A 14,394-nucleotide genomic window follows, 5' to 3' on the forward strand; every position below is an offset into this window, starting at 1 on the left:
GGGTGATCCTGCGCCCGGGCCCTTACGCCTGCGCGGAGTGGGAAATGGGCGGCCTGCCGTGGTGGCTGCTGAAGCACGACGGCGATGCGTTCCTGCGCACGCGCGACGAAGCCTATCTTGCGCCGGCGCGGCGCTGGCTGAAGGAAGTCGGCCGCGTGCTGGGTCCGCAGCAGGTGACGCAGGGCGGCAACATCCTGATGGTGCAGGTCGAGAACGAATACGGCTTCTACGGCGACGACGTGGGCTACCTGCGCGTGCTGCGCCAGGCGTTGCTGGATGCCGGCTTCGACGTCCCGCTGTTCCAGTGCAATCCGACGAATGCCGTGGCGCGTACCCACATCCCGGAACTGTTCTCGGTGGCGAACTTCGGCAGYGATCCGGCGGCCGGGTTCAAGGCATTGGACGCCGTGCAGAAAGGGCCCCGGATGTGCGGCGAATATTACTCGGGCTGGTTCGACACGTGGGGCGCGCCGCACCACGGCGGCACCGTCGAGGGCGCGACGAAGGACATTGGCGCGATGCTGAAGGCGAACGGTTCGTTCAGCCTGTACATGGCGCACGGCGGCACGACGTTCGGCCTGTGGGGCGGTTGCGACCGTCCGTTCCGGCCCGATACGACGAGCTACGACTACGATGCGCCGATCGGCGAGGCGGGCTGGATCGGCGAGAAATTCGATGCCTACCGCGCCGCGATCACGCCGTTCCTGGCGCCCGGCGAGAAGCTGCCGGAACCGCCGCCGCGCATGCCCGTGCAGACGATCGCACCGTTCATGCTGGCGGAATCCGTGCCCGTCAAGGCCGCCATGCCGACCCGCGTGATCAGGGACGTGTCGCCGCGTCCGATCGAACAGTACGACATCAGCCGCGGCCTGGTCGCCTATCGCGTCACCTTGCCCGCCGGGCCGGCCGGCGTGCTGGAAGCGGCGCGCGTGCGCGACCTGGCATGGATCCACCTCGACGGCAAGCCGGTCGGCACGTTCGACACGCGCTACCGCCGCTACAAGGTCGACATCCCGGCACGCAGCAAGCCTGCCGTCGTCGAGATCCTGCTGTACACGATCGCGCGCGTGAACTTCGGTCCGGAAGTCCACGACCGCAAGGGCCTGCACGGTCCCGTCACGTTCACACCGAAGGGCGCGAAGGCGCAGCCACTGGAACACTGGGAAATCCGCGCGCTCGACTTCGACGCGGACGGCACGCTGCCGCCGCTGGCGTTCAAGAAAGGCCGGGGCAAGGGCGCCGCGTTCTGGCGCGGCGGGTTCGATGCGTCCCGCACGGACGACACGTTCCTCGACATGTCCGCATGGGGCCAGGGCGTGGTCTGGGTCAATGGCCGCTGCCTGGGCCGCTTCTGGAGCATCGGTCCCACGCAGACGATGTATTTGCCGGGGCCGTGGCTGCRCAAGGGACGCAACGAGGTCGTCGTGCTGGACCTGACGGGGCCGCGCGGGCAGGGCACGCCCACGATCGCCGGACTGGCCACGCCCATCCTCGACCAGTTGCACCGCGAACGCGACTTCCCCCGTCCGCCGAGCACCGCGCAAGTTCGGCTCGATAGCGTGAAGCCCGTCCATGAGGGCGAGTTCGCGCCGGGCTCGCAAACGCAGGACGTGCGTTTCGCCGCGGCGGCGACGGGCCGCCAGTTCTGCCTGGAGTCGCTCGACGCGTTCGACGGCAAGCCTTATGCGGCCATCGCCGAACTGGCGCTGCTGGACAAGGACGGCAAGACGCTGGACCAGTCCAACTGGACCATCGCGTACGTCGACAGCGAGGAAGCGACGAAGGAAGACGGTGGCGCGCTGAACGCCATCAATGGCCAGAACAGCGATTTCTGGATCACGGCGGCCAACGGCGGTGCGCACCCGCACCGCCTCGTGATCGACCTGGGCCGCGCGGCGGAGGTGGCCGGCCTGCGGTACGTGCCGCGCCAGGGACCGGATGGCGTCACCGGACGCATCCGCCATTTCCGCGCTTACGTGGGCGATGCCCTGGTGGTGGAGCGATGAAACGACGACACTTCATGGGCACCGCGCTGGCCGGCGCAGTGGCAGGCCTGGCGCCGGCTGCCGCACCCGTTGCGACGGCGGCGACGGCGTCGGCGCCGGGCAGCGACCGCGACTGGATGCTCGGCCTCCTGCAAAGGATGGCCGAGCCGGTGCTGACGGCGATGGCGCGCGGCGAACTGAAAAAACGGTTTGCGCTCGAACTGAGCCCCACGTGGGACGGGCGCAACCCCGACGTGGCCTACCTGGAATGCTTCGGCCGCCTGATCGCCGGCATCGCGCCGTGGCTGGCGCTACCCGACGATGCGACGGCGGAAGGGCGCCTGCGCGCCCGGCTGCGCCAGCTCGCGCTGCAGAGCTATGCGCACGCCGTCGATCCGGCCAGTCCGGACTACCTGGGCTGGCGCAGCGGCGGCCAGGCGCTGGTCGATTCGTCGTATTTCACGAACGCCCTGATCCGCGCGCCGCAGGCACTGTGGCAGCCGCTCGACGCCACGACGAAGCGCCGCATCGTCGCCGAGATCAAGGGTCTGCGCCGCGTGGAGCCGCCGTACATCAACTGGATGCTGTTCGCCGCGATGAACGAAGCCTTCCTGCTGTCGGTGGGCGAGGAAGCGGACCCGATGCGCACCAACGTCGCCATCCGCAAGGTCAACGAGTGGTACGTGGGCGACGGCTGGATCAAGGATGGCGAGACGTTCCACTTCGATTACTACAACTCGTACGTGATGTACCCGATGCTGCTCGAGATCCTCGAGGTGCTGGAGCGGCACAACGCCCCGTTCTGGAACGGCAAGCCGGCGGACCTGCGCGCGCAGGCGCTGAAGCGCATGCAGCGCTATGGCGAGCACCTGGAGCGCTTCGTCTCGCCGACGGGGACGTATCCGCCGATCGGGCGTTCGCTCACGTACCGCACGGCCGTGTTCCAGCCGCTGGCGCTGCTGGCGTGGCGCAAGCAGCTGCCGGCCAGCCTGCCCGAGGGGCAGGTGCGGGCCGCGATGCGCGCCGTCCACGATGCCGTGTGGTCGGATCCCACCAATTTCACGAAGGAGGGCTGGCTCACGCTCGGATTCGTCGGCCACCATCCGGAACTGGCCGATATCTACTCGAACAACGGCAGCATGTACATCGCCTCGGCGAGCCTGCTGGCGCTCGGCCTGCCGCCCGGCGACTCGTACTGGACGAGCCCCGCGCAGGACTGGACGCAGAAAAAGGCCTTCGCGGGACAAGCGTTCCCGAAGGATTACGCCGTGAGCTACTGATATATATGTTTATGGCATGCCAGATTGAAAAGAACCCATAGCGGTAACGTTGGCATTGTTACGTAGAATGAGTTGGCGCGGCCGTAAAGACACTGGTCGCGCCAGTCGGTGAACCGGACGAAGGATACGATCGCCGCCCGGTTGGCGCTTTTGTGCGACAACGTTGTCGCCGGGCGTGCGGACCGTACCGCAATGCCCAGGCGGTCGGAAAAGAGCATTTTCACGAGGAGACAGGGGACAACCATGACCAGGAACAGAATCTATAAAACCGTACTGGCGACGCTGATCGCCGAGTTGTGCGTGGCCGCTTACGCCGATGCGCAGACCACCAGTGAACCGGCGGCCCCGGCGGGCGACGGCGCCGTGCAGCAGGTCGTCGTCAGCGGCATCCGCGCGTCGCTCAGTTCGTCGCTGATGACGAAGCGGCTGCAGGACGGCGTCGTCGATGCCGTGTCGGCCGAGGATGCCGGCAAATTCCCGGACACGAACATCGCCGAATCGCTGCAGCGCGTGACGGGCGTGCAAATCCAGCGCAACAACGGCGAGGGCCGCTACATCTCCGTGCGCGGCCTGGGCCCGGAATTCAACAACGTTCTGATCAACGGCCGCACGATGACGAGCGACACGGGCGGACGCGAATTCTCCTTCGACGTGCTGTCGTCCGACCTGATTTCCAAGGCCATCGTGTACAAGACGTCGCAGGCATTCCTGCCGGAAGGCGGCATCGGTTCGACGGTCGACATCCAGACCGCGCGTCCGCTGTCCGGCAAGGCCGGCCAGTCGACCGTGATCAACGTGTCGGATTCGTGGGACTCGAATTCGAGGAAGAACACGCCGAACCTCAGCGCCCTGTATTCCTATGCGAACGCGGAAAAGAATTTCGGCGTGGCCGGTTCGCTGTCGTACACGGACCGCAAATCGCGCCAGTACAAGGCCCTCAACGACGCCTGGAACCTCCTGGACGTCAAGACGATCAACGGCAATCTGAATTCCACGGGGCTGACGGCGGCGGACGTCACCACGAAAAAGCTGCTCATGCCGCAAAGCTACGGCTTCCAGAACGAGGACGAAAGCCGCAAGCGCCTCGTCGCCAACACGACGGTGCAATACAATCCGTCGCGCGACTGGAAGATCACGGCCGACGCCCTGTATTCGCGCCTGAACCAGCGCAACAAGGTGATCGCCATCAGCGACTGGATGAATCCGACCCAGTTGAACGTGAAATACGACGCGAACGGCCAGGTGACGGGTTTCGACCGTCCGGGCTCGATCTTCGTCGCCAACAATCCGGGCCTGGCCGCGGCGGGCATCCTGAGCGAGGCGAATTCGAACGACATGATCGTCAAGGGCGGCGACCGCCTGTCGACCACGCTGGCCTATGGCCTGAATTCGAAGTGGAACCTGTCGCCGGACTGGAAACTGGAAGCCGACCTGTCGACGTCGCGCACGGCGATCGGTTATCCCGACCTGTGGATCGTGGCCGGCATGGTGCCGAAGAACGGCGACGTGCTGACCTTCGGCTCGACGCCGACCGTGACCTTCGGCGATGGCATTGCCGATCCGACCGCCGTGCGCGCCCACGCCGTCGGGAACAACATCGATACCAACCACGACAACCTGCACGAAGGCCGCCTGAACGCCACGTGGAATACGGACATGGGCGTGTTCAAGGGTCTGCAGATGGGCACGGCGTATTCGCAGCGCAAGGTCGAGCACATTTCCTGGAGCTCGGATTCGTGGAACGCCTACTCCGGCTACCACGTGTCGCTGCCGTCGTCGCTGTTCACTGTGACGCCGCTGGGCAATCCGTTCGGCAGCGGCGGCGGCGTGCCGCCGAACTTCCTGAGCTTCGACCCGTATGCCTACATGGCTTACCTGAACCAGCCGTCCGTAATCACGCAATCGAACGATCCGGCCCATTACGCGGACAAGTCGATTTTCCCGAATGGCCCGATGGCGATCGACTACACGAAGCCGTCGCTGTGGGCCGTGCGTGAAAAGGTGGCGAATGCCTTCGTCCAGTCGAAGTGGGAAGGCGACGGCTGGTCCGGCGACCTGGGTCTGCGCTACATGCACGTGAAGTCGGAGTCCTCGGGCACCAGCCGCATCCTGCTGTCGGCGGTGCAAAGCCCGAACGACACGACCTATATCCAGAACTGGGGCCCGATGCAGACGAATACGGTCGGCAACAGCTACAACGCCTGGCTGCCGTCCGCCAATCTGAAATTCGACCTCACGTCCGACATGCTGCTGCGCTTCGGCGCGTCGAAGACGCTGACCCGTCCGACGCTGAACCAGATGGGCGTCAGCAACTGGTATGGCGGCCGTACYGGCTATGTGACGAGCGGCGGTGGCAATCCTTACCTGAAGCCGATGCGTTCGAATAACTACGACGTGTCGTACGAATGGTATCTGTCGAAGACGAACTACGTCAGCGCCGCCCTGTTCATGAAGAAGGTGTCGGACTTCCTGGAGACGTCGCTGCAGGACACGCAGGTGGCCCAGTATCCGAACGAGATCGTGCATGACACCCGTATCCGCAACGGTCAGTCGGGCACGATCAAGGGTGCGGAACTGGCTGGTCAATATGCGTTCGATAATATCCATCCGCTGCTGCAGGGCTGGGGTGTGACGGCGAACTACACCTACGTGGATGCGGAAGCGAACCGCGATACGGCGTCGGGTCCCGTGACCTGCGGCTATCCGGGCCTGTCGCGCCAATCGTATAACGCGTCGCTGTTCTTCGAAAACAGCAAGTTCCAGGCACGGGCCAGCTATAACTGGCGCAATCACTTCTCCATCGATTGCGGCGGCGGCAGCACCTTGCCCCGCAATCGCGCGGCCTACGGCCAGACGGATGCGAGCCTGCGCTACAACCTGACGCCGACGCTGTCGCTGTACCTGGACGCCATCAACCTGACGAACGCCAAGGTCCACGAGTACGCCAACAACGACAGCCAGTTCCTCACGCTGGAAAACGACGGCCGCCGCGTCAACGTCGGCTTGCGGATGCAGTTCTAAGGTAGGGTGGGCACTCCGTGCCCACGCGGACGCCGGCGAACTGCAAACGTTCGCGTGGGCACCGGGGTGCCCACCCTACGGCTCATCTACGTCCTCAGGTGCCGCTGACCAGTGCCGCGATCTCCGCGGCACTCAGCGCACCGCGGTAGATGCGGAACTCCTCGACCTTGCCGTTGAAGTAAGGATCGCCCGCGAACTGCGAACGGCCGATCCAGTTCTGCGTCGTGCCGCCCAGCTGCCAGGGCGGAAAGTATTCCGCCGTGTTGCTGCCCACTGCGACGCCGTTCACGTACAGCGTGGCCGTCTGCCCCGCGAGCGTGACGGCCACGTGCACCCATTGCGTTGTCGGCAGTGCTGCGGTGCCGTTCACGACCATCTCTCCCTTCCCGCCGTCGAGAGTGATCGCGAAGCGCACCGTGCCGTTCGACGCGCGCGGCGTCAGGAACATGTAGCGCCCCGTACCCGATCCGATGTCGAAGATGCGTTCCCACGCGCGCGATGCGTTCCAGACGACCCAGGCGGAGATCGTGAAGTCGGTCAGGTCGGTGACGAGGTTGGCCGGCAGGCCGACGTAGCCGGTGCTGCCGTTCAGCGCCAGCGCGCTGCCCGAGCGGCCCGTCGTCCATGTCACTCCGCCGGCAAGCGTGCCGGCGTGGCCGTTGCCGCTGCTGTCGGACGCCGTCGTCCCCGTCCCCTCGTTGCAGGCCAGGTAAGTGTGCAGCGTCTTGCCGATGATGGCGGTGGCGCGATTCGAGTCGGCCGTCGTGCCGGTAGGCGTCACGGCGTTGACGACGTAGTACCACGTGCCCGTGCCCGGATTGTCCGTGTACGTCAGCAGGTCGGTGATGCCGGTCGCGATCGTCGTCCACGGACCGCTCGTCGACGTGGCGCGCTTGACGTTGTAGCTGGTGGCATAGGCGCTGCCCCACCACGACAATTCCACCTTGCCGCCCGGTGCGCGCGCCTTCAGGCCGCTCGGTGCCGCCCCCGCCGCGATCGGGTCGCGCGTGCACGTGAGGGTGCCGTAGCCCAGCTGGTCGTAGCCGCCGCTGGTTGAACCGTAGTTGCCGCCGCCACCCTCGGGCTGGACCTGCAGCGCGAACATCTTCGAATACGGCGCGGCCAGACCCTTGCGGTTCACGTAATGGTTGTAGACGAGGGCCCAGCACGGCCGCACGTTGCCCTGGGAGCCTGTCGAGAACACGTTCTGCTGCACGTCGTCGGCATTGTTGTACGGGACGTAGGGCACCGTGTAATACGTCGTGCCGGACTGGATCAGGTTCGACTTCGCCACGTATTCCGCGCCCATCAGGAAGCGGTTGTTGTCGTAGCCGTACAGGTCCACGCCCTGGTTCCACGCCATTTCGCAGAACGCACCCATCAGCGCGATGCCCAGCGTGGCATGGCCCTGGTCGCGGCCCGATTCCTGCCACTGGCCCAGGAAGCCCGGGTGGATGTAGTACACGGCCTGCGCGACGGCGCCATTGCCCGGGCCGCCCGTGAAGTAATTGACGGCTTCGTCGAACAGGGCCTGGTCGTCGCACAGCACGCCGATGGCCAGGATCGAGGCCATGTTGCACAGGTCCCAGTTGGCCCAGTAATGCGTGATGTCCGTGCCATTGTGGCGGATGAGGAAATCGTGGTTGATCGGGTAGAACACGGTCTTCATCATGTTCTGGAAGCGGGCAAAGTCCGCAGCGGCCCAGCCGCTGTACGTGCGCATGATCTCGCCGGCGTTGGCGAATTCGTAGCCGTAGATGCCGGCGGCCAGTTGCGAGTTCGAGTCGCCGCCGATGGTGGTTAGCGTGGACGACCAGCCGTTCATGATCGATACGGCCTTGTTCGCGTAGTTGACGTCGCCCGAGACCTTATAGCGCAGCGCGCATGCGTAGGCCGCGGCGACGTCGTTGTACAGGATCCAGTAGTTTTCCGCATGGACGCCATCGGAGCCGCGGTAGATCGCGGTCTGCGGATTGGGCGTGTACGACAGGCTCGCGTGCGAATTATTGATCAGGAGGTTCCAGCTGCCGGACCAGGGCGCCGTCGTGTACCTGGCCGCCATGCGGTCGAAATCGGCTTGCGTGTGAAGCAGGCCCGGATGCGTGAAGCCCGCCGTGCCGGCGAGCAGCGAGGCCGTTCTGGCACCGCCTGCGGGGCCGGGTGGGGAACCGGCATCCATCCCGCAGCCAGAGAGCGCCAGCGCGCCGAGGCTGAACAGGAACGTGCGGCGCGAGAGTTCGGCGTAGAGGGCCTCATCCGGCGCCGGGGAAGGGGATTGCTCGATGGTGTCGCTCGTGCCGCTTGCTTCGTCGTATTTCATGTGGTGTGTCTCCAATGTGTTGACGGCGGTCGATGGCCGGCGCGTGCCGGTCGGGTTGGCATTGCGTGGCGATCCTATCCCTGAATCGCAAACTTATGTTATCGTTAACCACGAAATTTGTCGTTAATCAGTTCAGGCGTGCGCGAGGGCGTCGCACCGCGCGGATTCGGTACATTCGGGTTGTCGCGGGCCCAGAAAGGATGCGTGGGAAAAAAAATAATTAAGAGTAGTGGATTTAATTAACGGAATCTGTCATATAATCGAACCGCTTTTGTTATCGATACCTAAAACAGTGGCCGGTTCCCCCACCGGTCGCAATCAACAAGACAACCGTGTCCATTCGGATCACTGGAGGAGAAGAAGCATGAATCAGAAGCACAAATACGTCCCGCGTATGTCCCTCGTCGCCCTGGCGCTGACCCAGGCCTTCGCCTCGTCGGCGATGGCACAAGAAGCGCCGGCTGATGCCAACACCGTCGTGGTGACGGGCATCCGCGCCAGCGCGCAGTCGTCGGTGGCCATCAAGCGCAATGCGATGGAAGTCGTGGACTCGATCACGGCCGACGATATCGGCAAGCTGCCCGATCCCAACGTGGCGGAAACGCTGACGCGCCTGCCTGGCGTGCAGGGCTACCGCTACGGCGGCGAAGGCGCTTCGCCGGGGGGCAGCGGCTCCGGCCTGGCCATTCGCGGCCTGATGGGCCAGACGGCGTCGCAAGTCAACGGACGCGCCTATTTCACGGCTGGCTCGCGCGAGTTCAACATCGAAGACGCGATTCCCGCCACGATCGCCGGCGTCGACGTCTACAAGAACCCTTCCGCCGAACACATCGAAGGCGCCATCGGTGGCCTGGTGAACATCCGCACGCGTAACCCGAGCGATTTCAAGGGCTTCACCGCCTCGCTGAACGCTAACATGCGCTACAACGATCTCGTCAAGAAAAAAGAGCCTGAACTGTTCGGACTGGTCGCCAACCGCTTCGACCTCGGCGGCGGTTCGCGCATCGGCGTGTTGGCCGCGGTCGCCTACCAGAAGACCACCGGTCGCATGGACCAGAGCGGCGGCGGTCCGGGTGCCGACTACCGGCGCACGGTCCGTGCCGACAGCGCCGAATACGCGACCAAGGCGGCCGCGAACACGAGCAACAAACCGACCCTGCCGATGTCGAAGTATGTCGGCCGCAGCGACATCACGTACCTGGCGCCGGTGCCGCTGCTGCCGACGTCGGCCACCGTCGGCGCGCAAACGCCGAACACGGCCGGGCTGACCCCCGCTGAGGTTGCGAATATCATCTCCTTCACCGGTGCCGGTCCCTGGCCCACGGAAGAAACCATCATGCGCGAGCGCAAAGGCATGAATCTGGCGGCCGATTATCGCGTCGACAATACCTTGCGCTTCTATGCTGAAAGCAACTACAACCGTTACGTCTACCACCAGAACTATCGTTTCAGCCGCTTCATGACCGGCTACGGCGGCAACGTCCAGAATCTGACGCTCGCGCCGTTCGCCATCACCGAGAGCATGGCCAACCGCAACTTCAATGGCGGCAGCGACGATGTCCTGTCGAGCCAGCGTGTGCATAGCGGTACCTTCCTGAACCAGCAGATCGGTTCGTGGGGCGGCGATGATCGCAGCCCCTACACGACCTGGAACATGGCCACGGGCGCCGAGTGGAAGCCGACGTCCTCGCTGTCGCTCAAGGCCGATGTCTCCTACATCAAGGCGGACCGCATCAAGGATAACCGCCGTGTCGAGATGACCAACGCACCGAACGTGTTCTACACTGTCGATCGCGTCAACGAAAACTGGACGGCCGGCCACTTGACGAAAGTTACCGGCGATAATGGCGCGAATGTCTCCAATCCGGCCAACTACGTCTTCCAGAAATACAACGGCGACGCCTACAATGTCTTCGACGACAATGGCGCCGCGACCGCGCTCAACGGTATCTATACGTTCGAGGACGGCTTCTTCAGCCGGCTGAAGTTCGGTACGCGCTTTGCCCATCAGACCAACCGTTACTACGACAAGACGCCGTACGCCGGGGGCAAGTGGCTGACGACGGACGGCAAGCCGCTCGCCGCCGATTACTCGAACGCGATCTACGCCTCGTCCAAGGCAGGCAGCATGGAACAGATCCCGTCCAACCTCCTGCACAACCAGAACGGCTATACGGGCGGCTATGTCGTGTACAAGTCGGACGCGCTGCTGGGCAACCAGGTGGCCGAGCAATTCCCGCAATCGGGTATCGCGCTCGAGGGTAGCTATCCGGAAAACCAGCTGAACCGTCGTTTCCTCAACGAGAATACGACTGCGGGCTACGTCTCCGGCGACTTCGCGGCGTTCGACGATCGCCTGAAGGGTAACGTCGGCGTTCGCGTCGTCCGCACCAAATCCGTGGCGACCGCGCGCGTCCTCTCCGACGCGACCGTCCCGACGTCCCCGATCATCGATTACACGAAATCGACGACCTACACGAATGTCCTGCCGGCGCTCAACGCCACCTACGACATCACGAACGACTTCCTGGTCCGCGTCGGCTACGGCAAAGGCATCACCCGTCCCGGGATTGACCAGCTGAATCCGAACATTTCCGTCAACGCGTCGAACGGCACCGCCAACCTGGGCAATCCGGATCTGCGTCCGCAGACCGCCGACAGCTACGACCTCTCGTTCGAGCGCTATTTCAGCTCGACGAACTTTGTGGCGCTCGGTCTGTTCGACAAGAAGATCGACGGCTTCTTCAGCTCGCTCGCGAGCTGCGTGACGGTGCCGAACGCGRCACCTTACGCCGGTGGCATCAGCAACGGCTGCTCGAGCGGGCAGTACCTGATCTCGAAGACCGTCAATGCCGCCAAGGGCTATGCACGCGGCGCGGAATTGTCCGGGCAGTGGTTCTTCAACGGCACGGACAGCTGGTACAAGAACTTCGGTGTGGCGGGATCGTACACGTATGTCGATACGTTGGCGCCGCTGAATATCGGCACGGCCACGGCGCCCGTCTTCATCAAGACGCAGCAGAACTTTGTCTCCAAGAACAGCTACAGCCTGACCGGCATGTATGAGGACAAGAAGCTGTCGGCCCGCCTCGTGTACACCTGGCGCTCGTCCGAGGCGCGCACCTACAACGCACTCTCGCCGATGTCCAGCACGTACATTGCCGACTACGGTCTGCTCGACGCGTCGCTCAACTACGCGATCGACGAGCACCTGACCTTGTCCGCCAACGCGTCGAACCTGACGAACAAGGCGAACAACCGCTACACCGGCGAAGTGCAGACCCTGGAAACGGACCGCGAGTACTCGCACGTGGATAACGGCCGCGTATTCAGCCTGGGCCTGCGCTACAAGTTCTGATCCTTGCTGTAACGGCACCACCGGCCCGCGCCGGTGGTGCTTTTTTTTTCGGATACCGATTCCATGACGACCGATTTCCAGCGCCGCCGCCTGCTGCAAGGCGGCGCCGCGGCCTTGGGCAGCGCGCTGCTGCCGCTGTCCGCCAGTGTGCTCGCCGCCGCCTCGCACCGCTTCAGGGTCGGGGAACACGACTTTCTCCTCGACGGCAAGCCGCTCCAGATCCGCTGCGGCGAAATGCACTTCGCCCGCGTCCCGCGCGAATACTGGGGCCACCGCCTCAAGCTGATGAAGGCGATGGGCCTGAACGCCGTCTGCGCCTACCTGTTCTGGAATTACCACGAGTGGCGGGAAGGCCGCTACGACTGGGCCGCGCAGCGCGACGCAGCCGAATTCTGCCGGCTCGCGCAAGAGGAAGGCCTGTGGGTGATCCTGCGCCCCGGCCCGTACGCCTGCGCGGAGTGGGAAATGGGCGGCCTGCCGTGGTGGCTGCTGAAGCACGACGGCGATGCGTTCCTGCGCACACGTGATGAAGCCTACCTGGCGCCCGTGCGGCGCTGGCTGAAGGAAGTCGGCCGCGTGCTGGGCCCGCGGCAGGTGACGCAGGGCGGCAACATCCTGATGGTGCAGGTCGAGAACGAATACGGCTTCTATGGCGACGACGTGGGCTACCTGCGCGTGCTGCGCCAGTCGTTGCTGGATGCCGGCTTCGACGTCCCGCTGTTCCAGTGCAATCCGACGAATGCCGTCGCGCGCACGCACATTCCGGAACTGTTCACGGTGGCGAACTTCGGCAGCGATCCGGCCGCCGGCTTCAAGGCGCTGGACGCGGTGCAGAAGGGGCCGCGCATGTGCGGCGAATACTACTCGGGCTGGTTCGACACGTGGGGCGCGCCGCACCACGGCGGCACCGTCGAGGGGGCGACGAAGGACATCGCGGCGATGCTGAAGGCGAATGGTTCGTTCAGCCTGTACATGGCGCACGGCGGTACGACGTTCGGGCTGTGGGGCGGCTGCGACCGTCCGTTCCGGCCCGACACCAGCAGCTACGACTACGATGCGCCCATCGGGGAAGCAGGATGGATCGGCGAGAAATTCGACGCCTACCGTGCCGCCATCACGCCATTCCTCGCGCCCGGCGAAAAGCTGCCGGAACCGCCGCCGCGCATGCCCGTGCAGACGATCGCGCCGTTCATGCTGGCCGAATCCGTGTCCGTCAAGGCCGCGCTGCCGGCACGCGTGATCAGGGACCAGTCGCCGCGTCCGATCGAGCAATACGACATCAGCCGCGGCCTCGTCGCGTATCGCGTCACGTTGCCCGCGGGCCCGGCCGGCGTGCTGGAAGCGGCGCGCGTGCGCGACCTCGCATGGGTCCACCTCGACGGCAAGCCGGTCGGCACGTTCGACACGCGCTACCGCCGCTACAGGGTCGACATCCCGGCGCGCAGCAAACCCGCCGTCGTGGACATCCTGCTGTACACGATCGCACGCGTGAACTTCGGTCCGGAAGTCCACGACCGCAAGGGCCTGCACGGTCCGGTCACGTTCACCGTAAAGGGCGGCAAGGCGCAGCCGGTCGAAGGCTGGGAAATCCGTGCACTGGACTTCGACGCGGACGGCACGCTGCCGCCGCTGGCGTTCAAGAAGGGTCGCGGGAAGGGCGCGGCGTTCTGGCGCGGCGGCTTCGATGCCGCGCGCACGGACGACACGTTCCTCGACATGTCCGCATGGGGGCAGGGCATCGTCTGGGTCAACGGCCGTTGCCTGGGGCGCTTCTGGAGCATCGGGCCCACGCAGACGATGTATCTGCCGGGGCCGTGGCTGCGCAAGGGACGCAACGAGGTCGTCGTGCTGGACCTGACCGGGCCGGATGTGCCGCGCATCGCCGGCCTGGCCGCACCCGTTCTGGACCGGTTGCGCCGCGAGCGCGACCTGGCGCGGCCGGCGCCCACGGCGCGCCTGCGCCTGGACGGCGTTACGCCCGTGCACGCGGGCGCGTTCGCGCCGGGCTCGCAGACGCAGGATGTGCGCTTCGACGCGCCGGCCACGGGCCGCCAGTTCTGCATCGAGGCACTGGACGCTTTCGACGGCAAGCCTTACGCTGCCATCGCCGAGCTGGCGCTGCTGGACAGGGACGGCAAGGCGCTCGACCAGTCCAACTGGACCATCGCCTGGGTCGACAGCGAGGAAGCGGACAAGGAAGACGGTGGCGCGCTGAACGCCATCAATGGCCAGAACAGCGATTACTGGATCACGGCGGACAAGGGCGGCGGCTACCCCCACCGCCTCGTGATCGACCTGGGAACGCGGGCCGATGTCGCGGGACTGCGCTATGTGCCGCGCCAGGGGCCGGACGGCGTCGCGGGACGCATCCGCCGCTACCGCATCTACGTGGGCACGGCGCTGGTGACCGACCAACAATAAAGGAGACAT

Annotated in this window: 6 protein-coding genes; 5 read left to right on the plus strand and 1 reads right to left on the minus strand. The window is 65.1% G+C overall.

The features are described 5' to 3' along the window. The 3 genes from AC1DYX_RS04045 to AC1DYX_RS04055 form a co-directional block, all read left to right on the plus strand. Nucleotides 1-2,006, plus strand: a 2,006-nt coding sequence (locus AC1DYX_RS04045) for a beta-galactosidase (RefSeq protein WP_477256520.1), incomplete at its 5' end; no start/stop codon positions are given. Further along, nucleotides 2,003-3,265: a DUF2264 domain-containing protein gene (locus tag AC1DYX_RS04050; protein ID WP_477256522.1), complete on the plus strand. Its 1,263-nt coding sequence runs from the start codon at nucleotides 2,003-2,005 to the stop codon at nucleotides 3,263-3,265. The genes AC1DYX_RS04045 and AC1DYX_RS04050, both read left to right, overlap by 4 nt. Nucleotides 3,266-3,508: 243 nt before the next feature. Beyond that, nucleotides 3,509-6,286 (plus strand): TonB-dependent receptor, encoded by a 2,778-nt coding sequence (locus AC1DYX_RS04055; protein WP_477256524.1) that lies wholly within the window; start codon nucleotides 3,509-3,511, stop codon nucleotides 6,284-6,286. A 94-nt stretch (nucleotides 6,287-6,380) separates the two neighbouring features. Here the strand turns inward: AC1DYX_RS04055 and AC1DYX_RS04060 are convergent, their stop codons facing one another. Further along, the gene (locus AC1DYX_RS04060; protein WP_477256560.1) at nucleotides 6,381-8,465 is read right to left on the minus strand and encodes a LamG-like jellyroll fold domain-containing protein; all 2,085 of its coding nucleotides are present in this window, start codon (nucleotides 8,463-8,465) and stop codon (nucleotides 6,381-6,383) included. Nucleotides 8,466-8,970: 505 nt separating this feature from the next. Here AC1DYX_RS04060 and AC1DYX_RS04065 point away from each other — a divergent pair. Together AC1DYX_RS04065 and AC1DYX_RS04070 are read left to right on the plus strand one after the other, a co-directional pair. Further along, complete coding sequence (locus AC1DYX_RS04065) at nucleotides 8,971-11,964, plus strand: TonB-dependent receptor (RefSeq protein WP_477256526.1); 2,994 nt, start codon at nucleotides 8,971-8,973, stop codon at nucleotides 11,962-11,964. Between the two features lie 63 nt (nucleotides 11,965-12,027). After that, on the plus strand, nucleotides 12,028-14,385 hold the full coding sequence (locus AC1DYX_RS04070; RefSeq protein ID WP_477256528.1) for a beta-galactosidase: 2,358 nt from the start codon (nucleotides 12,028-12,030) through the stop codon (nucleotides 14,383-14,385). The last annotated feature ends 9 nt before the right edge of the window (nucleotides 14,386-14,394 follow it).

The organism is Massilia sp. P2_C2, from assembly GCF_056404615.1.

What these genes read in the sequence shown, in the direction of transcription:
- AC1DYX_RS04050 (WP_477256522.1), top strand. Translation starts at nt 2,003, where the DNA reads ATGAAACGACGACACTTCATGGGCACCGCGCTGGCCGGCGCAGTGGCA.
- AC1DYX_RS04060 (WP_477256560.1), bottom strand. Translation starts at nt 8,465, where the DNA reads ATGGATGCCGGTTCCCCACCCGGCCCCGCAGGCGGTGCCAGAACGGCC.
- AC1DYX_RS04070 (WP_477256528.1), top strand. Translation starts at nt 12,028, where the DNA reads ATGACGACCGATTTCCAGCGCCGCCGCCTGCTGCAAGGCGGCGCCGCG.